The organism is Limnothrix sp. CMB-01, from assembly GCF_055193175.1.
In genome coordinates this window covers 1,244,778-1,264,714 of sequence record NZ_CM143720.1, presented here as the reverse complement: position 1 = coordinate 1,264,714, position 19,937 = coordinate 1,244,778, and the positions used below count along the sequence as shown (strand labels likewise).

General features: G+C 56.7%; 17 protein-coding genes. 11 read left to right on the top strand and 6 right to left on the bottom strand.

Translation table 11 applies throughout. The annotated features are described in order from the left end of the window. Positions 1-220: 220 nt before the first annotated feature. The 3 genes from ACZA91_RS05310 to phoU all read left to right on the top strand — a co-directional run bounded on the left by ACZA91_RS05310 (position 221) and on the right by phoU (position 4,296). Positions 221-970, top strand: a complete 750-nt coding sequence (locus tag ACZA91_RS05310; protein WP_099531549.1) for a response regulator — start codon at positions 221-223, stop codon at positions 968-970. Continuing rightward, positions 951-2,510 (top strand): ATP-binding protein, encoded by a 1,560-nt coding sequence (locus tag ACZA91_RS05305; protein WP_463185074.1) that lies wholly within the window; start codon positions 951-953, stop codon positions 2,508-2,510. The genes ACZA91_RS05310 and ACZA91_RS05305 overlap by 20 nt, the downstream gene beginning before the upstream one ends. 1,090 nt (positions 2,511-3,600) lie before the next feature. Then, positions 3,601-4,296 carry a phosphate signaling complex protein PhoU gene (gene phoU / locus ACZA91_RS05300; protein ID WP_190354475.1) on the top strand — a complete coding sequence of 232 codons (696 nt, stop codon included), beginning with the start codon at positions 3,601-3,603 and terminating at the stop codon, positions 4,294-4,296. Between the two features lie 7 nt (positions 4,297-4,303). On the opposite strand, the gene ACZA91_RS05295 is transcribed toward phoU, so the two are convergent. Continuing rightward, positions 4,304-5,224: an AEC family transporter gene (locus ACZA91_RS05295; protein ID WP_190354476.1), complete on the bottom strand. Its 921-nt coding sequence runs from the start codon at positions 5,222-5,224 to the stop codon at positions 4,304-4,306. A gap of 443 nt (positions 5,225-5,667) precedes the next feature. Between ACZA91_RS05295 and ACZA91_RS05290 the strand changes: the two genes are divergently transcribed. From ACZA91_RS05290 to ACZA91_RS05280, 3 genes are all read left to right on the top strand, one after another. Beyond that, positions 5,668-6,828 (top strand): sugar phosphate nucleotidyltransferase, encoded by a 1,161-nt coding sequence (locus ACZA91_RS05290; protein ID WP_099533069.1) that lies wholly within the window; start codon positions 5,668-5,670, stop codon positions 6,826-6,828. A gap of 175 nt (positions 6,829-7,003) precedes the next feature. After that, positions 7,004-7,759, top strand: a complete 756-nt coding sequence (locus ACZA91_RS05285; RefSeq protein ID WP_463185067.1) for a hypothetical protein — start codon at positions 7,004-7,006, stop codon at positions 7,757-7,759. 129 nt (positions 7,760-7,888) lie between these two features. Beyond that, on the top strand, positions 7,889-9,370 hold the full coding sequence (locus ACZA91_RS05280) for a tetratricopeptide repeat protein (protein WP_463185065.1): 1,482 nt from the start codon (positions 7,889-7,891) through the stop codon (positions 9,368-9,370). Between the two features lie 104 nt (positions 9,371-9,474). On the opposite strand, the gene thrC is transcribed toward ACZA91_RS05280, so the two are convergent. Further along, positions 9,475-10,578: a threonine synthase gene (thrC, locus tag ACZA91_RS05275; protein ID WP_099533102.1), complete on the bottom strand. Its 1,104-nt coding sequence runs from the start codon at positions 10,576-10,578 to the stop codon at positions 9,475-9,477. A 204-nt stretch (positions 10,579-10,782) separates the two neighbouring features. On the opposite strand from thrC, the gene ACZA91_RS05270 reads away from it, so the two are divergent. Together ACZA91_RS05270 and ACZA91_RS05265 are read left to right on the top strand one after the other, a co-directional pair. Further along, entirely contained in the window at positions 10,783-11,475 is a 693-nt protein-coding gene (locus ACZA91_RS05270) for an SAM-dependent methyltransferase (RefSeq protein ID WP_463185063.1), read from the top strand. A gap of 159 nt (positions 11,476-11,634) precedes the next feature. Further along, complete coding sequence (locus ACZA91_RS05265) at positions 11,635-11,943, top strand: DUF6464 family protein (RefSeq protein ID WP_099533073.1); 309 nt, start codon at positions 11,635-11,637, stop codon at positions 11,941-11,943. A gap of 31 nt (positions 11,944-11,974) precedes the next feature. Here the strand turns inward: ACZA91_RS05265 and cbiD are convergent, their stop codons facing one another. Beyond that, entirely contained in the window at positions 11,975-13,060 is a 1,086-nt protein-coding gene (gene cbiD / locus ACZA91_RS05260) for a cobalt-precorrin-5B (C(1))-methyltransferase CbiD (protein ID WP_463185059.1), read from the bottom strand. Between the two features lie 139 nt (positions 13,061-13,199). After that, positions 13,200-14,429, bottom strand: coding sequence for an acyl-CoA dehydrogenase family protein (locus tag ACZA91_RS05255; RefSeq protein ID WP_463185057.1), 1,230 nt, complete (start codon positions 14,427-14,429; stop codon positions 13,200-13,202). A gap of 483 nt (positions 14,430-14,912) precedes the next feature. Between ACZA91_RS05255 and ACZA91_RS05250 the strand changes: the two genes are divergently transcribed. Continuing rightward, the gene (locus ACZA91_RS05250; RefSeq protein WP_099533076.1) at positions 14,913-15,104 is read left to right on the top strand and encodes a hypothetical protein; all 192 of its coding nucleotides are present in this window, start codon (positions 14,913-14,915) and stop codon (positions 15,102-15,104) included. A gap of 315 nt (positions 15,105-15,419) precedes the next feature. After that, positions 15,420-16,505: a glycosyltransferase family 4 protein gene (locus tag ACZA91_RS05245; protein ID WP_463185054.1), complete on the top strand. Its 1,086-nt coding sequence runs from the start codon at positions 15,420-15,422 to the stop codon at positions 16,503-16,505. A 224-nt stretch (positions 16,506-16,729) separates the two neighbouring features. On the opposite strand, the gene ACZA91_RS05240 is transcribed toward ACZA91_RS05245, so the two are convergent. Continuing rightward, positions 16,730-17,449 (bottom strand): biliverdin-producing heme oxygenase, encoded by a 720-nt coding sequence (locus ACZA91_RS05240; RefSeq protein ID WP_099533078.1) that lies wholly within the window; start codon positions 17,447-17,449, stop codon positions 16,730-16,732. A 338-nt stretch (positions 17,450-17,787) separates the two neighbouring features. Here ACZA91_RS05240 and ACZA91_RS05235 point away from each other — a divergent pair, with 338 nt between their 5' ends. After that, on the top strand, positions 17,788-18,855 hold the full coding sequence (locus ACZA91_RS05235; protein ID WP_158234413.1) for a serine/threonine-protein kinase: 1,068 nt from the start codon (positions 17,788-17,790) through the stop codon (positions 18,853-18,855). Here ACZA91_RS05235 and ACZA91_RS05230 read toward each other — a convergent pair. Continuing rightward, positions 18,759-19,883: a glycosyltransferase family 2 protein gene (locus ACZA91_RS05230; RefSeq protein WP_463185050.1), complete on the bottom strand. Its 1,125-nt coding sequence runs from the start codon at positions 19,881-19,883 to the stop codon at positions 18,759-18,761. The genes ACZA91_RS05235 and ACZA91_RS05230 overlap by 97 nt on opposite strands. Positions 19,884-19,937 lie beyond the last annotated feature (54 nt).

Here is a 19,937-nt window from a genome sequence, read left to right as displayed (position 1 = left end):
AGGGCGATCGCCGGCCGGCGGGAACCTTGGTATCGTGGAGATATAAATCGTATACCGCAATACGAAATAAATCAGGAAGCTTATTTCCTAACGTTATATTTGCGCCGTTTTAGCGCTAGTTTGGCGCTGTTCTGGTGCTTTGCGGGGTTTCGCTCACGCCACCGAACTGCTCGATCGATTCATCACCGCCGAATCTGTTCCTCAAGAATTTCACCGTATGCTGGCCAGCGATCGCGCCCTGAAATTTAATCCCCTGGATGCGGGGCAACCCAGCCGCATCCTGATTGTTGAAGACGAAGAACTAATCCGCGATATGGTGGCTGCGGCCCTGCGCGACGAGGGCTATGAAGTGTTAGTGGCGGCCGATGGGGCTGCGGCCTTGAACCTGTTGAATCTCAACAATCCTGGCGACATGAACCGCCCGCCCGATTTGATTGTTCTGGATTTGATGTTGCCTCGGGTGAATGGGCTGGATCTGTGTCGGCTGTTGCGCCAGCGCCAAGATCCCGTGCCGATTTTGATGCTGAGTGCCAAGGGCAGCGAGACCGATCGGGTGTTGGGGTTGGAAGTGGGGGCCGATGACTACCTCACGAAGCCCTTCAGTATGCGGGAGTTGGTGGCTCGTTGCCGGGCTCTGCTGCGGCGCAATCGGATCGTGAGCGCGGCCCAGCCGGAAGTGCTGCGCTATCGGGATATTGAACTTTATCCCCAGGAATGCCGGGTGGTGGTGCGGACTCAGGAAGTGAACCTGTCGCCGAAGGAATTTCGATTGCTGGAATTGTTTGTGCAACATCCCCGGCGGGTTTGGTCTCGGGAACAGTTGCTGGAGCGCATTTGGGGCATTGACTTCATTGGCGACAGCAAAACCGTTGATGTGCATATCCGCTGGCTGCGGGAAAAGATTGAGCTAGATCCCAGCACGCCTGAATACATCGTCACCATTCGCGGCTTTGGCTATCGATTTGGTTAGTGTCCTAGTCGGTTTAGGACTGGGGCTAGGGGTTGGGGTGTGGCAACAGGCGCGGCTGCGTTCTCGCCTGATGCAGCTTTTTGCGCCCATTTTGGCCGATGAGGTGGCGATTCCGTTGGGGCTGGAGTCCTTGGTGCGGCGCGGGGTGGTGGCGGCGCTCGATCGGGAAGTGGCCCTGGAGTCTCAGCTCGAAATTTGGGAGAAGGCCCTGGCGGCGGCTCCGATCGCCTTTCTGTGGGTCGATCGTGATGATGGCCTGCGGTGGTGCAATGACCGGGCGCGGGAGCTGTTCGCCATCCGTCAGTGGCAACCCAACCAAGACCGCCTCTTGATTGAGGTGGTGCGCTCCTACGATTTGGATCAGTTGGTGCAACAAACCCGGCGGGGCCGGCTCACTTGCCAACGGGACTGGACGTTTTATGGAGAGCCGCGGCCGGAGCCAACGGAATCGACGGAGGGCCCGGAGTTGAGCGACCACGGGACGATCGATCCCCCTTTGCCGGGGCCGGGAACCGCCACCAAGGGGGTGGGGTTGGCCCTGCGAGGGTGGGGAATTCCGCTGCCCCATGGTCACGTGGCGATTTTTGTGGAAAATTGCCAGCAAATGGTGGATTTGGCCCGCAGTCGCAACCGGTGGATTAATGACTTGGCCCATGAGCTGCGCACGCCCCTCACGTCCATTCAGTTGGTGTTTGAAACCCTGCAAAAGCAACTGGAGCCGCCCCTGAGCCATTGGGTCGATCGAGCCATGCCGGAAGTGAAACGGCTGGTGCGCTTTGTGCAAGATTGGCTGGATTTGAGCCAAATGGAACAGAATCCGGGGCAAATTTTGCGCCTGGAGGTGTTGGACTTGGTGGAGGTAGCCCAGGCGGCTTGGCAGTCGGTGGAACCCTTGGCGGAACGAAAATCGGTGGCGCTGGTGCTCGATCGGGATGGGTTAGATCATCTCTGGCTCCAGGGCGATCGGGCCAAGCTCCATCGGCTGCTGTTGAATTTGCTGGACAATGCGATTAAGTACAGCCCGGAAGGGGGGCAAATTTGGCTGCACATTTCCCAAGATGCGCCGGCCTTGACCTTGCCCCAACCGCCTGGGGAGTTGGCGGAGGAGTTAGCGGAGGAGTTGGGTTCGGCGAACCAGTCGGGCGATCGTGCCTCGGAGTCGGACTCGCACTGGGCCGCCGGAGCGTCCCGGCCCAACCCCCAAGCCGCCACCCCCCTCTCCGATCCAGACAACGACCCGATCGCCACCTGGGCCTATGCCGATGTGATTGATATGGGGCCTGGATTTTCGCCCACGGATTTACCTCACATTTTCGAGCGGCTCTATCGCGGCGACGCTTCCCGCACCCGCGAAACCGATGCCATGATTGCGCCCCAACTCCCCAGCACCGGCAGCGGCCTGGGGCTGGCGATCGCCCGGCAAATTGCGATCGCCCATGGGGGACAAATTACCGGCAGCAACGACCCCAAAACCGGCGGTGCAAGGCTGCGGGTAGCCCTGCCGATTCGGGCCATCCGCCAACCCCTGGATGATTTGTAGTGCTTGACGATGGGGAGCAATTCCCGAAAACACCGATAACCAGGGCGATCGAGCTGTTTGGTAGCCAACAGCACCCCAATCGGTGCAAAAATTTTGAACAATCATCCCAGGGGCGATGCTCCTCGGGATTGTGGCAGATCAGCCCACTAAAATTTGGTTAAATTCCCACTAAACTTCTGAGCTGTAACCCCCATCTTAAGAAAATATAAGATATAAAGGAAAGGCAATCTTTTGAAATGCATCCATTAATTTCTCATTTCCATTCCCCTTTTTACCGAGGCATTTTTATTCCAATCCTTATCCATCAGACAATCGCCAATTAGTCCCATGGCAGCCTCGATTAATCCTAGATTGATCTTGCGCAGATTGTCCTTTCATGAACCTTTGATCAGACAACAGCACGAGTCATTAAGCATGAGTCATTAAGCACCCCAGCCGATGTTCCGTTGTCATTCCTTGCTAGCTTCCCAATTGCTCAAAAATCGTCAAATCCATCAAGATCGATTGGAATTTGACCCAACAGTCCCTAATTCTAGTTCTGTTCGTTCCTAGCAGCTTCCCAGAAACTTCCCGAAAGTTTTTCTAGCACTTTTGGATCAGTCTTCCTCTGGCAATCAAACTCTCGGTGTGATCGGCTTTGTTCAAAATATCTGCCCGAATATCTGCCCAAGTTTCTGCCCGAATATCTGCCCAAAATATTCATAGCCAAGCGCCAAGGCCCTAAGCCGCACTCATCTTTCTTTGCTAGCCCCCAAACCAAGAACCAGCAATTCATCAAGAATTTATGGTGCAATTCATGGTTTTGAGCCTTCACTTTCCCCGATCACGCCATTCGTGACTCCTCCATCCTCTAACTCTTTTTCTCATCTTTTCTCATCGATCAATGTAGCTCGTAGGCTTTTAGGGCATTGGAATTTTGGTTCCTTGAAGTGAGTGTTTTCAATAGAACTGAGTGGGCAGCGTCATTGCGGGGCAAGGTCTCAATTCAAAAGGAAATCATCAACAAGACATCATCATGAGCCGATGATCACGGTTTCCAAAGTAGGGTTGGGACGAGCTGTTGATTCATTCCGTTGTTTATGAAGGTTCCATGATTGCTGTAGACGTGAAACGATCTTTGTTTTCCACTGCTTCGGGTGCGGCCACCAAACCGACGGCGATCGAACGCAAAATCAAGCGAGTTTGCCAAGATGTGCTGCGGATGGGAGCGCTGGTTGAGGATTCGTTTCGCCTCACTCAGCAAGCCCTGTTTGCCCGCGACCTGTCCACGATCGAGCGGATCAATGCCCTCGAAGACCGCATCGATGAGTTCTATCGCCAAATTGAACTCGACTGCGTGGTCACCATGACCCTGAACGCTCCGGTGGCGGAAAATTGCCGCTGGCTGAGTGCCCTGATGCAGTTGGTGCGGGACTTGGAACGCATTGGCGATTATTCCCAGGACTTGGCGGATATTGCGGTGCGCCTGTTTCCCTATGGGCCCCATCCCCATTTGGAGGAGGTGGAAGCCATGGCTCGCCAAACCCTGACCATGTTGGGCATGAGTTTGGCGGCGTTGGTGGAGCCAGATCCCGAGGCGGGGGCCCGGCTCCAAGCGGCGGACAATGTGGTGGACGAGGCTTACGATCGCCTCTATGGCCTGTTGGCCACGCAGCGGGATGTGCCGGGGCCGATCGAGCCGGTGTTGCTGATGGTGCTGACCATTCGCCACATTGAGCGCATGGCCGACCATGCCACCAATATTGCCCAACGCGCGTCCTATATCGTGACGGGTCACCGCTCCTAGCCATCCCCTAAGCCCCAAACAGCCAAAGCCAGAGGGGCAGGGTGAAGGGCAAAACCACGGTTCCCAGGGCCACGCTGGACACGGCCAAGTCCCGATCGAGGTCGTAGGCTTCGGCAATGACCAAACAGGCAAAGGCGGGGGGCATGGCCATCTGCAACACCAAAACCAAGAGGGTTGGCCCCTGCCATCCCCAACCCCGCAGGGTCAACCCCACCACCAGGGGCACGATCGCCATTTTGATCACCAACAGGGCGATCGCCGGAGCCGTGGCATTGCCCCAACGCAACTGACTGAGCCGCATTCCAATTAACACCAAGGCCAGGGCCACCACAGTCCAAGCGATGGCCGTCAGCCCTCGATCGATCACCTGGGGCAGGGCGATTGATCGCGACCCCAAGCCCGCCAGGGCCCCCCAAACCGTCGGATTCACCAAGCCCGCCCGCACCATGCCCCAACCGTCGCTTGATTGTCCCCCCAGCCGAGCCGCCAGGGCCGAACCCACCCCATAGGCCCCCAAGGTTGTGCCCGCCACATCAAAAAACAGGGCCCAGGCAAATTGCCCACTCCCGACCAAGGCCAGGGCGATCGGGAAGCCCAAATAGCCCGTGTTGCCAAACATGCTCCCCAGCCAAAAACTGGCTCGCCGTTGGGGAGCGGTCACCCCTTGCCAGTGCAGCCATCCCCAAGCAAGACAACCGGCCAGGGCGATCGACCCCCAAGCCACCAAGGGAGCCAGCCAAGCTTGGCCGCTCAGATCGGTTTGGCGCAAAAAGGCCACGCAGCTCAGGGGCACGCCCACCCAAAACAACCCTTGCCCGATCGCCCCGGACACCCGCGCCGGGAGCCAGCGGCCCAACAACACCCCCAAACCCACCCCACCGGCCAAGGTGGCGTATAACTTCCCCAACACAACTGCATCCAACGCCATTCGTTTCCCTGCCTTTGCCCAACAGTTCCCAATTCAGCTCCAATTGCAGACCCAATTCAGATCCCATTCAGACTCAATTCAGGCTCAATTCAAATTCAGCTCCCGATCCAATCCCGATCCAATCCCGATCCAATCCCGATCCAATTCAGATTCAGTTCGGGTTAGTTTCGGGCCAAGATTCCACAAAAACTCGCCCGATTTCCATCAAACCCATCCCCACAGCGCCGCCACCGGCCGCCGTTGCCGCCAAACACTTGGGCAATCGCCATTCGATCGATCACATCCTCTCTTTCGCGAACCCCATGGCAAGCGCTACAGTGTCGAAAACCAAATAAGCCACGTCAGAATCTGGCAAGCCTCGCCCATTTCCCTTGGCTTGCTGATCCGACGATCGCACCGTTAAATAAAACGTGAAGCATTCCCGGGGAGAAGCCAGCTAAACCATGAAAGCCATGATCCTTGCGGCAGGCAAAGGCACGCGTGTTCGGCCGATCACCTTCACCGTGCCTAAGCCGATGATCCCCATCCTGCAAAAGCCAGTGATGGAATTCCTGATCGAGCTTTTGCGCCAACACGGTTTTGATCAAGTGGTGGTGAACGTCAGCCACCTGGCCAAGGAAATTGAAGACTATTTCCGCGATGGCCAGCGATTTGGGGTCGAAATTGCCTACTCCTTTGAAGGATTTGTGGAAGACGGCGAGCTGATTGGCAAAGCCCTCGGGTCTGCGGGTGGCCTGCGCAAAATCCAAGACTTCTCCCCCTTCTTTGATGACACCTTTGTGGTGCTTTGTGGCGATGCGCTGATTGATTTGGACTTGACCGCCGCCGTCAAATTCCACAAGGCCAAAGGCTCCCTCGCCACGATCGTCATGAAATCCGTGCCCCGAGATGAGGTGTCCAGCTATGGGGTGGTGTTGACGGATCCGGACGGCCGGATCAAGGCATTCCAGGAAAAACCCGCCGTGGAAGAAGCCCTCAGCACCAGCATCAACACCGGGATTTATATCTTTGAGCCGGAAATTTTCAACTACATTCCCCCGGGCTGTGAGTATGACATTGGGGGCGACTTGTTTCCCAAGCTGGTGGAAATGGGTGCGCCGTTCTATGGCATCACCATGGACTTTCAGTGGGTGGATATTGGAAAAGTGCCGGACTACTGGCGGGCCATTCGCAGTGTGCTGTTAGGGGAAGTGCAAAACGTGGCCATTCCTGGACGGCAGGTGCGCCCGGGGGTTTATACGGGGCTGAATGTGGCGGTCAACTGGGACAAGGTGGAGATCCAAGGGCCGGTGTATATCGGGGGCATGAGCCGGATTGATGATGGGGCAAAGATTATTGGCCCCACGGCGATCGGGCAAAACTGCCACATTTGCAGCGGGGCCACGGTGGAAAACAGCGTGATTTTTGAATATTCCCGCTTGGGGCCGGGCGTGCGGCTGGTGGATAAATTGGTGTTCGGTCGCTATTGTGTGGATAAGACGGGCGCGACGATCGATGTGCAGGCGGCGGCCCTGGATTGGCTGATTACGGATGCCAGACAGGTGATGCCTGCTACACCCACGGAGGAAGGCCAGGCGATCGCGGAGCTGTTGCAGTTGGAGTGAGCCAAGGAGGGCGATCGGGATCAGGCCCCGATCGAGCCAGCCCCTGAAGTGAACTCGGCTGCGGGAATTTCCCGATCGACAATCCAGGAAATTCCCATCGGGTCTGCAAAAGACCGTCTACCCTTTTGCAGGATTGTCAGTTAGCATTGGCGAGAAGTTTTAGACAGGCATCAGTATGGCCGAGGGTCGAGTAGCGTTTTTAGCAGGCTGCGCCATTACGGGATCGCTGGCATTTGCGGTCGCGAAGGGATGGATTGCGGTGGGCGCGCCTCCGTCCTCGGTTCCCGGGCTGTCGGAAAATCCCAGTGGGGTTCCCCTGCTTGAAGGGGATGGTGGCCAACTGCCCCCGGCCCCCACGGTGACCATGCTGCCCTCGCCGCCACCCACGGCCTTGTCCGCCGCCCGCCCCAGTGTCGCCGCGAATGGTGCGGCTGATGCGACGGCCACCCCTCCCACAGGCGACAGCACGATCGCCAAGATTGAGGAGCGGCTGCGGAAAAGCGAAGACCAACTGAAGGAAATTCAAGCGGACTTGCGAGAAGACCGCAAAGACCGGGAGCGTCTAACGGCGGCGGTGGATAAACTGAGCACCGCCGTGCAGGGCCAGGAAAAAAACCTCACTTCCATGGCCTTGGATGACAAGTTGGCGCAAATTGCGGCTAACCGGGGCGAACAGCAACCCCCGGGCCAATGGGGCAACGGCATCCTTTGGGCCCTGGGGGGCATGGTGCTGACGGTCAGCAGCATTGTGATGGCGGGGGTGATTTCCACCATGGCCCGGCAAAACCGAGGAAGCTATGGTGCGCCGCCCCACAGCCCGCAACCGTTCCACCCCATCCGAGTGGTTCCTACCTATTTACCTCGGGCCCGTCAGGATCAGACGGTGCGCCGGGAACCGGGGACGGCAGATTTTGTGGAATACGATTACTAATTAGCAAGCGATGGGCCGGTTCTAGGCTTTTGCGAGATAGTTGCAAGGTTTGGGTGGCGATCGAGAAATGACGGTGGGTGGCCTGTGGGTGGCCGGTGATGGCAATGCGTTCCTGATCATGGGGCGGTGATGCACGATCGGGCGTTGAGTTTGGCCCGCCAAGGGGATTGGCCGGGAGCGATCGCCCTGTGGCAACAGATGGCGGCGGCGGCCCCCCATGATGAGGCCACTTGGAAGAATTTAGGAATTGCCTATTACCGATCGGGGCATTGGCTCCAGTCGATCGACTGCTATCAACGGGCGATCGCTCTGCGGCCGGCGGATCCGGGCTTGCGGGTCAACCTGGGAGCGGCCCTCAAACAGGCCCAACAGCTCCCGGCGGCCGTGGCGGAATATGAACGGGCGATCGCCCTGGATCCCAATCATTGGGATGCCCATCGCAACTTGGCCAATGCTTTGGAAAAGCTGGGCGACCTAATTTCCGCCGAAATCCATATTCGGCAGGTGGTGGCAGCGTTGCCCCAATGCGCCAAAGCCCGCCACAGCTTGGGCAATATTCTTTGGGAGCAAGGGCGCTATGAGGACGCGATCGCCCAATATAACCAAGCCTTGGCGATCGAGCCGGATTTCCATGAGGCGATCGCCAATCGGGGCATGGTGCAAATGACCCTCGGCCAATGGGAACAGGGACTGGTGGACTATGAGCACCGTTGGTTTTGTGTGGAAACGGCGCGAGGGCTGCCGCCGGTTCCCTTTCCTCAACCGGTTTGGACGGGAGCGCAACCGCTGGCGGGCAAAACCGTTCTGCTCTACTCAGATATGGGCTTTGGGGATGCGCTGAACTTTGTGCGCTATGCTCCCCTGTTGGCGGCCCGAGGAGCGCGGGTGCTGCTGGAATGTCCGAGGCCCCTAGCTCGGCTGTTTGGGACGGTGGCGGGTGTGGCGCAGGTGGTGATTCGGGGGGAAACGCCACCGCCGTTTGATTATTGGTCGCCGTTGATGAGTTTGCCGGCCGCCTTTGGCACCACGCCGGCCACCATTCCAGCGGATATTCCCTATTTTCAGCTAGGCCAATCGCTTCAGTCGCCGCAGTCACTTCCAGGGTTTCCACCGTCAACCCAGGGGCCGATCGAGCTGGAACCTTCACCAATTGCCTCGCCAGCGGGTCAACGGTGGGGATTTGTTTGGGCTTCCGGCAAAACAGGAGCCACAGCCCGCAAGCGATCGACCGCTTTGGCCCAATGGGCGGCCCTGTTGCGATCGCCCGGTTATCAGTTTTTGAGTTTGCAAACGGAAACCAGCCCCGAGGAGCGGGCCTGGCTAGCCGATCGGGGCATTCCCGCCTTGGGCGATCGGCTCACGGATTTTGCGGACACGGCCCACACGATCGCCCAACTGGATGGGGTGATCACCGTAGACACCGCCACGGCCCACCTGGCCGGGGCGATCGGCAAACCGGTTTGGATTCTGTTGCCGGCCGTGCCCGATTGGCGCTGGCTGCTGAACACCGATCGTACCCCCTGGTATCCCACGGCCCGACTCTTTCGTCAACCGAAAATTGGGGATTGGGCGGCGGTTTTTGACCAAGTACAAAGGGCGCTGGCCCCATGACCAACGCCCCAAAAATAGCCGATTCGCAAGATATGGCATCCGGGCAATTTCCCCCCGCCAGACTAACGACTCACGAGAGGGGCCAGCCGGGCGATCGACTCGCCCTAGAAACCCATTGCTTGGGCCACCGCCGCCAACTCCGGTTCAATCCCTTGGTGGTACTGGTTTTGGGAGGTTTTCAGGGCCGTATCTGGATCTTTCAACCCATTTCCCGTCAGCACGCAAACCACCGTGGCCCCAGCGGGCACTTGATCGCGCACCTTCAGCAGCCCCGCCACGGAAGCCGCGCTAGCCGGTTCGCAGAACACACCTTCTTCGCCCGCTAGCAGTTGGTAGGCCTCTAGAATTTCTTCATCGGTGACCGCCTCAAAGCCGCCTTGGCTGGCATCCCGCACCGCCAGCGCCTTATCCCAACTGGCGGGCTTGCCGATGCGAATAGCCGTCGCGATCGTGTGTGGATCCAAAACCGGACGGCCCACCACCAACGGCGCAGACCCGGCCGCCTGGAAGCCCATCATTCGGGGCAACCGCTGGCATCGTTGCTCCTGGTGATATTCACAGAAGCCCATCCAATAGGCGGTGATGTTCCCGGCATTCCCCACGGGCACACAGAGCCAGTCCGGCGCATCGCCCAGGGCATCCACTACCTCGAAGGCGGCGGTTTTTTGCCCCTGAAGTCGATAGGGGTTCACGGAGTTCACCAGGGTGATCGGATAGTCGTTGGCCATTTGACGCACCAACTCCAACGCCCGATCGAAGTTGCCCCGAATTGCCAGCACCTCAGCGCCGTAGAGCAGGGCTTGGGCCAGCTTGCCCAAGGCCACATAGCCATCGGGAATCAAGACAAAAGCCTTGAGGCCACCCCGGCGGGCATAGGCAGCGGCGGCGGCGGAGGTGTTGCCCGTGCTGGCACAAATCACCGCCTTGGCTCCGGCTTCCTTGGCTTTGGTTACGGCCATGGTCATCCCCCGGTCTTTGAAGCTGCCGGTGGGATTCAGACCGTCATATTTCACGTAAACTTTCACGCCACGCCCAATCCGATCGGCCACGGACGGGACGGGAATTAACGGTGTATTACCCTCGTGTAGGGTGACAACGGGCGTGGAGTCGGTAACGGGGAGGTAGCGGCGATAGGTTTCGATCAGGCCGCGCCAGCCTCCCGGGGGCGCTGGAACCTGTGCCGTACTGGCCGTGCGAGGATCAACAATTGAGGCGGATTCGACGACGGGTAAACGAGCGGTCACAGAGCGTCTACAACTCCAACGTGCTTGCAGATTACCCAAACAGTTTAACCTGACAGGCCCGAACGCGGCGACGACGAACCTATCAAAAGCTGGGGTCTAAAAATTGAATCATGGCCGTTGAAATGATGCAAATGGTGATGAAAAGGGTGAGCAAAAGGTGAACAGAATATGGCCTTTCAACTGACGCAGGTGGTTCCTTGGGGGCGATCGTTTGCAGACTATCGGAAAATGTTTTCCCTCACGGGGGAGGATTTGGAGCGATCGATCCTCGACTGTGCCGGTGGGCCGGCCAGCTTTAATGCAACGATGCATCGGTTGGGAAAACGGGTGATTTCCTGCGACCCGATCTATCAGTTTTCGGCGGCGGAAATTGCCCAGCGGATTGAGGAAACCTGTCCCAAAATTGTGGCGGGATTGCACGAAAACCACGATTGGTTTGTGTGGTCTGCGGAATTGCCCACGCCGGAAGCTTTGGCGGACTATCGGTTGCAAGCAATGGGGGAATTTTTGGCGGATTTTCCTGCTGGATTGCAAGCACAGCGTTACCAACCATGCTGCTTGCCAAATTTGCCCTTTGGGGATGGGGAGTTTGAGTTAGCGCTCTGCTCCCATTTGCTCTTTACCTATTCCGCTCAATTTTCCCTGGAATTTCATCAGCAATCGATCGTGGAATTAGCCCGGGTGGCGCAGGAAGTGCGGGTGTTTCCGTTGCTGGAAAACTATCAGGTGACCCGATCGCCCCATGTGCAACCCACGATCGATCACTTGGTCGATCGGGGCCTGCGGGTGGAAATTTTGCCCACCACCTACGAATTTCAGCGGGGTGGCCATGAGCTGCTGCGAGTTTGGCGCGCACCCTAGCCAGAGCCAACGGGCAAAAACGCCCTTGATCGTCAGTTCCTGATCGCCAGTGCGATCGAGACTGGCGCGATCGAGGCCAGGGGCAGGAATTAACCACCGGACAAGTTCCCAAAAGCGTGCTATCGATCGGATGATGTGCCACTCCTTGCTTCGTTATCGATGGTTACTGCTTTGGCGCTATTGATCCTGTTCTCGATCGCCCTGCTGCCACCGTTGCTGTCCCTGCGGGCCGTTCGCCGCTATGAAGCCCTGGTGCAAACTACGGTTGCCCGGGCCCGCCTGACGACCCGATCGCCCCGGCCGTCCTTCCCGGGGCCTCAGCCTCCGGAGCTGACCCACATTCCGGGAGCGGGTTATGTCATTGGCAATTTGAGCTGTCGGTTCAATGCCCGATCGCCCCAGTTGCGTTGTGCCGTAAATCCCAGTGGCCCCTGTGCGGGTTGCCATTGGTTTGAAGCCACCCCTTAGCAGGCGGTTAATCAGCTAATCAACCAATTAACTAATCAGCCGTTGGAATTGACCAGCGATCGCAAGGGCCGCCCGTGGCCAGAATGTTGCCTGCCCGATCGAACAGGGCCACGGCCACGGCCAAAGGGCGATCGGCGTATTTTTGGGCATAGGCGGCCGATCGCTCACTAATGGCGGCGGCCAGTTGCCCCAAAACGCGCTGGCTCCAGCCCAACCGCTGCAAATCTTGCACCGCTTCGGCCACTGTGCCCTTGGCCAGGATCGATCGCCCCAAGGTAGCATCTCCTCCCGATCGCAGGGCCGCCGCTGCCAAAATTTCCAATTTGCCGTCAGCAATGTGGCTGGAGGTGTTGAAAATGCCCCCAGCTAGCTTCAGCAATTTGCCGTGATATCCCAGCAGCAACACCGATTCTGCTCCCCGCAAGGCCGCTTCCACCAACATGGCCCCAATCCAGTTCCCCACGGGCACAAGGGCGGCGGCGGACAGACCGAGGCGATCGGCCACCTGCTGTCCGTTGCTGCCAATGCAGAAAATCAGATGGCGATCGTGGGCCAGAACCGCTGCCAGTCGATCGCGCGATGCATCCAGTTGATCCGTCGCCGTGTGGGGCTGGGAAATGCCACTGGTTCCCAGGAGTGACAGCCCCTGCAAAACCCCAAAAGCCTCGTTAGATGTGCGTTTAGCCAAGTCGCGACCCTCTGGCAAAATCAACCGCACCACCGCCACGCGATCGGGCGGAACCAGGGGCAACAGGTTATGCTCCAGGAGCGATCGGGCAAAGCGATAGATTGCCGGCCCCTCAGCCGTTTGCCCAATTCCCTCGCCTCCTTCCAGCCGGAGCGGCGGGCCTTCGCGATCGACGCGATCGATCAATTGCACCCAAGCCCAAACGGGAGTATTTCTGGTCAGATCCAGGTTATCGCCCGGATCGCTGCGGGTGATGGCCAAGGCGGTGCGCTCATCCAACGGGGCGATCGACTCCAGCGCGATTTCTGCGGTTTGTCCGTCCAACAGATCCAGGGTGACCACCGCCGGGAGATCGCCTTGCAACCGCAACAGGGCCCCCCGAGCCGCCGCTGCCGCAAATACCGGTAAGGTGTAGCCCGATCGCGCCATAGTGCTCCTGAAAATGACCCTAACTCACAGTCATTCGATTGAATTTCGATTTGAATTTCGATTTTTGAATTGCGATTGATTATGGATGAAAGGGCGATTAATCAATGCCTATTAATTAATGCCCATTAATCCATAACCGCTAATCAATGGCCATTGGCGATTTACCCACGATCGCCCCCAGCGTTGCTGCCAAAATATCGGGCGTTTGGCCGCTGGTCGCAAAAATGCTAGCCTCGCCCTGCAATCGATAGGCGGGGTTGGTGGCCAGAATGCCTCGCCCCCCTTGGGCCACGAGGGCGACTTGGGTGGCTCGGCCCATCAGGGCGATCGCCTGGGCCCGCAGTTGCAGTTTTTGGGCATAGGGTTTGTCAATCGGGCGGCCATAGACCTGTTGCCGCAATTGGTCAAACTCCCGGCGCAAGGTGTCGTGGGCAACGGCGATCGTCAGCAGGCGTTTTTCCTGGAACAACACCGTTAGCCGATCGAGGGCCGCTTGGGTGCAACCGAGGGCGAAGTAGACCCCTTGCAGGGCGTTCCGGCGATCGAGTTGCTGAATCCAGTCGATCGGCTTGAGGCCGATCACGGCCGCTTCGGGAATGAGCCAGCGATCGAACGTGACTGCTGCTGTGTGGGTGGCGTTCATGGCTCCCAACACCATGGGCGGCTGCGGCTGAATGTTGCGATCGCCCGATTCCACCGCCGTCAGCGGCACAATGCCGAACAGCACCCCGGCCGCCGTCGGCACAGCCAACACTGCCTCGGGAAAGTGCCCCACCCCGGTCACCCAAGGAGCCGTGCCCGTAATTTCCCAGCCACCGGCCACGGCACGCCCCTCGATCGGGGGATCATCCGCCCGCCGCAGATGCGAAAAGGCGATGCCCAATTGTCGATCGCCCCGCGCGATCGCCGGTAAATATTGGGTTTTGAGGTCGTCATTGTCTCCGGAGGCAATCAGCGCCGCTGCGGTTTGGTGCTGGGCTTGCAAAAAGGCCAAAGCACCGGAACAGCGAGCCAGTTGCTCCCGAAACCAACCATATTCCGCTTCATTCAGGCCTTTGCCGCCCCACTCAATGGGCACTTTTAGGGCTAACCACCCCTGTTGCCCCAGCCATTGGAGGGCTGCGGTCAGGGTTTCTGGCTGGCGATCGAGCAAATCGGCCTGGGGCCCCAGGGTGGTCAGCAACTGGGCCGCCGCTTGCTCCAACCAAGGAGGCAAATTGGGCCCGTCCGTCGCGGCCAGCGCCGAGGTCACCGGGTTGGTCTCTGCGTGGTTGGTCTCCGTGTGATTGGTCTCTGCATGGTTGATGACTTCGCCGTTGGTGTCATGAGGGCTGGTGTTGTTGGGGCTGATGTCTTGAGATGGCTCCACCTTGGTCGATCGGGGATGAGTAGTGGTTTACGGCTATTGTGCTACGGCCGGGAGTTTTCGCCCCCTGGCCAGCGGCGTTTGAGCAGCGTTGTCAACGAAATGTTAACTCTAAAGTTAAGGTTTCTTGCACGAACGAGGCCGCCCGAAACGCACCGTGATAACTTTCTTCTCGGTTAGCAAAGCGCCAACCGCCATCAATATCTCCCCACCCATTCGGAACCTTAATTTCGGTCAATTCGCTTGCTGAAATTAACATCGGAAGATTAGTTCAAGATAATTGCAATTTAATCGCAGATTAATCATGAGCGCTTCCTAAAACTGATGGGTAATACCAATTGATTGGTGAACTATTGATCGTGAATTTCGTAAATTACTGATCCAACTAGTTGACCGCATCAATTAGAAATTGGTGAGATCTTGAAGGCAGTGGCTCCGCTTGCCAACCTGCTTGAATCACGCCGTTTTACTTCTCTGGCAGTAGCGATGTTGACCCACAAAAGCGATGCACCGGTTCGTGAAAGCTTCAGCGATTATGTAGCCGAATTGCAATTGCACATGAGTTTGCAAGCGCGAAACCTGGTTCCTTCATCGGGCCAAGCGGAAGAAAACCGTGATCGCTTGCTGCGAGAAACCCAAGAAACCGTCGAGAAAATGCTATCGCGGCAATTGGGCTAAGGTGCTTTGGTCAAGACATCTTGATCAAGGGGCTTGGTGATTCGCCACCAACAAACCATAACAATCTGAATAAAAACGCTCTTCGGAGTGGTTTTTAAAGCGCAATCAAAACTCAGTTGTTTGTTTTTTCTTTCCTTTTAATTGCTTTTTCAATTCCTTTCTTGAATGCCCGATCGCGCCTTTTTTTAGCGATCACTCTTTTAATTCCGCAAACTACTGTATAACCAAAAGCACGCTCCGATTCTGGGGCGTGCTTTTGGTTTCTGGCCCCCATGAACCTGGGGGGCAATTTTTCCGCTTGCCCGTTTTTGCATCATGACCCTTGCGATTAATTTGAGCTTTGCGATTCCCGAACCAACGGGCTTGGCAACCTACGCGATCGAACTGTTGCCCTATTTGCGATCGCGGGATCCTTTGCTATTTAGCCCCTGGGAAATGGCGGGGTTTCGTAACCAGCTTGTGCCCGCCAACATGACCTCAGATTTAGGCGCAAAGGGTCATCTACGGCGACTGTTTTGGACGCAATTTCGCTTGCCGCAACTGTGCCGTCGATCGGGTGTTGAGCTGCTGTTTTGTCCGGTTCCTGAAGCCCCAATTCAGTTTGGCACTCGGGCCCTGCGCACCCTGGTGATGGTGCATGATTTGATTCCGCTGCGGTTTTTTCCGCCCCGATCGCGCCTGCATCTTTACAGCAAATATTATGTGCGCCGTGTCGCTGAACAGGCCACCCATTTGCTCTGTAATTCCCAGGCTACGGCCGATGATTTGGGCCGTTTTTTCCAAATTCCTGCCCAGAAAATTACTGTCACTCCGTTAGCCCACAACGCCGATCGCTATCGATTTTTAAACCTGCCGCGCCGCCCCTATTTTTTCTATGTGGGTCGCAATGATCCTTACAAAAATTTACCGGGGGCGATCGCGGCCTTTGCCCAATTTTTGCGGGCGGCTCCGGCCAACGACTGGCAATTTTGGATTGCTGGGCCCATGAACCCGCGCTATCAACCGGCCTTGGCGGCCCAAATTGCGGAATTGGGTTTGGGCGATCGGGTGCGCTTTTTAGGGTATGTGCCGATCGAGCAATTACCAGTGTTGCTGAACCAGGCGATCGCGTTGGTTTTTCCCACCCGCTGGGAAGGTTTTGGGATTCCGGCCCTGGAAGCCATGGCCTGCGGTACGCCCGTGATCACCTCCAATCTGGCTTCGTTGCCGGAGGTGACGGGTGATGCGGCGTTGTTGATTGACCCGGAGCAGCCCCGCGCCATTGCCGATGCGATGGTGCAGGTGGCCACCGATGACCGACTTTGGCAGGAGCTACACCAACGCAGCCTCGATCGTGCCAGTCAGTTCAGTTGGGCCAAAACCGCAGCCCAAACTCAGGCCATTTTGAGGCAATTGTTTTAAGGCAATTTCAGGCCCCTTGAAGGCAAGATGCTGGTAATTACAAAACCAGCGAACCCAAGGTGCTGGAATAGCCACTGGTCTACGCATTCTTCACCACGCCAAGCGCTCAAACAATTCAGGGGACGATCGCCCGATCGCCCCCTGAATCTGGGTACTGGTTTCCTGAGGAAATTGTAATAAATTGTCCCCAGTGTCCGTTATCCAATCAAGCCAATTGACTTAGCCTATTCAGCGGTGGCCAGCTCTTCCGTGCTGCCCCGGCTGCGGCGGCGGGTCAGGGTGTTAAACAACATTTGCCCGATCGCCTTGATCAAATTGCCTTCCAATTCCATGAACATTTTCATGTTCTTGCCAAACGCATCATTGGCTTCATCCACAATGCGATCGGCCGTGGCTTCATCGATCGGCAATTCGTTCAATGCTGCCCGATATTGGTTCTTGAAAGCCTTCTCATCAGAGATGGTTTCAAACTCATAGAAAGCCGTTCCTTGGCCATCGGTCAAGTTCATGGCATTCACGGCAATGTTCTTGAGAATTTGCCCACCGGACAAATCACCCAAATAGCGCGTGTAGGAATGGGCCACCAACAGTTCGGGAGCCGTGGCCGACACTTCCCGCACCCGAGCAATGTAGTCTTGGGCGGCGGTCGAAGGCTTCACTTCTTCACGCCAATTGGAGCCGTAATAGTAAGCCAAATCGCGCTCCAGGCTGCTCTTGCGATACAACTCTTGGAAGTTGATCGGCGCAACAACCGGGTGATCTTTGTGCTTCGTCATTTCCTCTTCCATTGCCGTGTAGACAAAGTAGAGGTTGCCCACCAGTTTGCGATAGGAGCTTTTTTCGACTACGCCTTTCAGAAAGCACTTCACGAAGCCGACATTCTCTGCCATGCTGTGTGATTTTTTCGTGCCTTCGCGTAGTTTGGTTGCTAAATTGACGCTCATGTTAAAGAAGTTGAGAAGTCTGCGAATACCAGTTTGCCAATTTTGTGCGGTTCCTGGGCAAAGGCAGCGGGGGAGAAATCCACACCCCCTACCGAACGCGGGCCCCTAAAACAGTTAGGTTGAAAACAGTTAGGTTGCGACGGTTGCCGACACAGGGCAGCACTTAACCACGGCGAAAGACGGCCAAAGCAAAATCCTGTCTCGATCGCTGGGTGACTCGATCGTTAGATTAGCGGGATTTTCTGAACGTTATGGTTAAGAATCATGACAAGCACCAAAATCATCGGGTTTGATCAAATCAATCATTTTCGTATCTCTCCTCGCTTGAATCCCTGACTGTGAGTTTTTGCCTAAACCCCCAGTGCGATCGCCCGCACAATCCCGATCAGGGGAATTTTTGCCTCAATTGCGGTGCTCCCTTGCTGTTGCGGGGACACTACCGCGCCATTCGCCCCCTGGGCCGTGGCGGATTTGCACGTACCTACCTGGGCATCGATCGCGATCGGTTGGATACCCCTTGTGCCATTAAGCAATTTTTGCCCAGTGCCAAGACCCCCGCTGGCCGCGACAAGGCGATTGAGCTGTTCACCCGCGAGGCCCTGCGGCTGCGAGATTTGGGCGACAATCCCCAAATTCCCGCCCTGTTGGGATTTTTTGAAGAAGGGGGCTATCTCTACCTGGTGCAGGAATATATCGCCGGGGAAACCATCGATCGGGAATTGCAACGATCGGGCCCGTTCAGCGAAGCCAAGCTGCTGGCTTTCCTGCGGGATTTGCTGCCCGTGTTGCAATTTGTGCACGATCGCAGCACGATTCACCGAGATCTAAAGCCCTTGAACCTGATTCGTCGTCAGCGGGATCAGCGAATTGTCCCGATCGATTTCGGCGTGGCCAAAGTGCTGGAAGCCAACACCCAAAGCCGCCCCGGCACGAAAATCGGTACGGCTGGCTATGCCCCCGATGAGCAATTGCGCGGCGGCCAGGCCTATCCCGCCAGCGATCTCTACAGCGTGGGAGCGATCTGCGTGTTTCTGCTGACCGGTGTGGAACCGGAGGAGCTATACAACCCCCTGACGGGCCAGTGGCCTTGGCGAGAACAGTTGGCCCAGTGGCGAGATGAGCTGTCGGGCAATGGAGATTCGCTAGATGCGTCCCAACGGAAGCACTTGCCGGTGTCTGACTCGGTGAGCGAAGGGCTGGGCTTGGTGCTCGATCGACTTTTGCAACCGGCCGTTGCTGATCGCTACCAAAGCGCTCTGGAAGTGCTGGCGGATTTAGACAACATCATCCGCACCATGCCCCCTTCTCCCTACCGTCGAGAAGAGTCCATGGCGGTCGATCGCGATCGGGCCAAGCGCTTTTGGCTGACTCGAATTGGCACATCTTCCGGCGGCAATTTTTCATAGAACTCGGGCAGTTTGACCTTAATTGTCCAGAGCACTGCCTTTTCAATTTCCAGGTGCGATCGGTAGCGATAAACAAACTTCCAAGCCAACCGATTGGGCAAAAAGATAAAGACCAAAATCTTGGTCAAAATCTTGATGGTGCAATCACGGTTTTCCCGCACAAATTCCCAATTATCGCGCCAAATCCAATAGGCCAAATAGCGCAGGGCCAAAAAAGCGCGGTTGCGGTGAATTCCCCCATCCATCGCCTTATAAAGCAGAAATTTATAGCGATTATTCAGGGTCATTTGCACCAGCTTGCCAAAACGCTTGCGATCGGCTGGATTTTGACTGAGGCGTTGGCGCTCTCGGTTAATAATCGCCAAGCTCACCTGCTCCATCTTGATCGCATTGGTGGAGGCGGAACCCCTGACCTGGCGATAGTGTACCTGTAATTTCGGCACACAGATAAACTCATAGGACTCCGCCAAGCGCAACCAAAAATCCCAATCCTCGGCCGGGTGCAGCGAGCCTTCGTAGCCTCCCAGTTCAAAATAGGCATCGCGTCGGATCATCGTGTTTGATCCCGACTGCACAATGTCAATCAATAAAATCTGTAAGTAGGTGTTATATTCCGTGTCAATAAAGCCCCCGTCACGAATATAATTTCCCTCCTCATCTACCCAATCAATCCAACTGTAAACGGCTCCGGCTTCTGGGTTGGCTTCAAGGGCATTAACCTGATCTTCTACCTTGTCCGATGTCCACAAATCATCCGCATCAATAAAGGTTAGATATCGCCCTCGGGACACCATGGCCCCATGATTGCGGGCAGCGGCCACACCAGCATTTTCCTGTTCAATCAGCTTCATGCGGGGGTCTGTGAATTGCCGCACCACGTCGGAGGTGTTGTCGGTGGAACCATCGTTTACAACGATCACTTCGATGTCCCGCAAAGTCTGATTCAGGACGGATTCGATCGTTTCAGCAATGGTTTTTGCCCCGTTATAGGCGGGAATAATAATCGATGCAGTGGGGACGGCATTCATGGGTGGGGCCATCAGAAATCAACTAAACCGGGAAGAAATCGTGCCTTGAGCATA

Coding starts and splice junctions, on each gene's coding strand:
- phoU (WP_190354475.1), top strand. CDS start 3,601: ATGATTGCTGTAGACGTGAAACGATCTTTGTTTTCCACTGCTTCGGGT.
- ACZA91_RS05295 (WP_190354476.1), bottom strand. CDS start 5,224: ATGGCGTTGGATGCAGTTGTGTTGGGGAAGTTATACGCCACCTTGGCC.
- ACZA91_RS05290 (WP_099533069.1), top strand. CDS start 5,668: ATGAAAGCCATGATCCTTGCGGCAGGCAAAGGCACGCGTGTTCGGCCG.
- ACZA91_RS05285 (WP_463185067.1), top strand. CDS start 7,004: ATGGCCGAGGGTCGAGTAGCGTTTTTAGCAGGCTGCGCCATTACGGGA.
- ACZA91_RS05280 (WP_463185065.1), top strand. CDS start 7,889: ATGCACGATCGGGCGTTGAGTTTGGCCCGCCAAGGGGATTGGCCGGGA.
- ACZA91_RS05270 (WP_463185063.1), top strand. CDS start 10,783: ATGGCCTTTCAACTGACGCAGGTGGTTCCTTGGGGGCGATCGTTTGCA.
- ACZA91_RS05265 (WP_099533073.1), top strand. CDS start 11,635: ATGGTTACTGCTTTGGCGCTATTGATCCTGTTCTCGATCGCCCTGCTG.
- cbiD (WP_463185059.1), bottom strand. CDS start 13,060: ATGGCGCGATCGGGCTACACCTTACCGGTATTTGCGGCAGCGGCGGCT.
- ACZA91_RS05250 (WP_099533076.1), top strand. CDS start 14,913: ATGTTGACCCACAAAAGCGATGCACCGGTTCGTGAAAGCTTCAGCGAT.
- ACZA91_RS05245 (WP_463185054.1), top strand. CDS start 15,420: ATGACCCTTGCGATTAATTTGAGCTTTGCGATTCCCGAACCAACGGGC.
- ACZA91_RS05240 (WP_099533078.1), bottom strand. CDS start 17,449: ATGAGCGTCAATTTAGCAACCAAACTACGCGAAGGCACGAAAAAATCA.
- ACZA91_RS05230 (WP_463185050.1), bottom strand. CDS start 19,883: ATGAATGCCGTCCCCACTGCATCGATTATTATTCCCGCCTATAACGGG.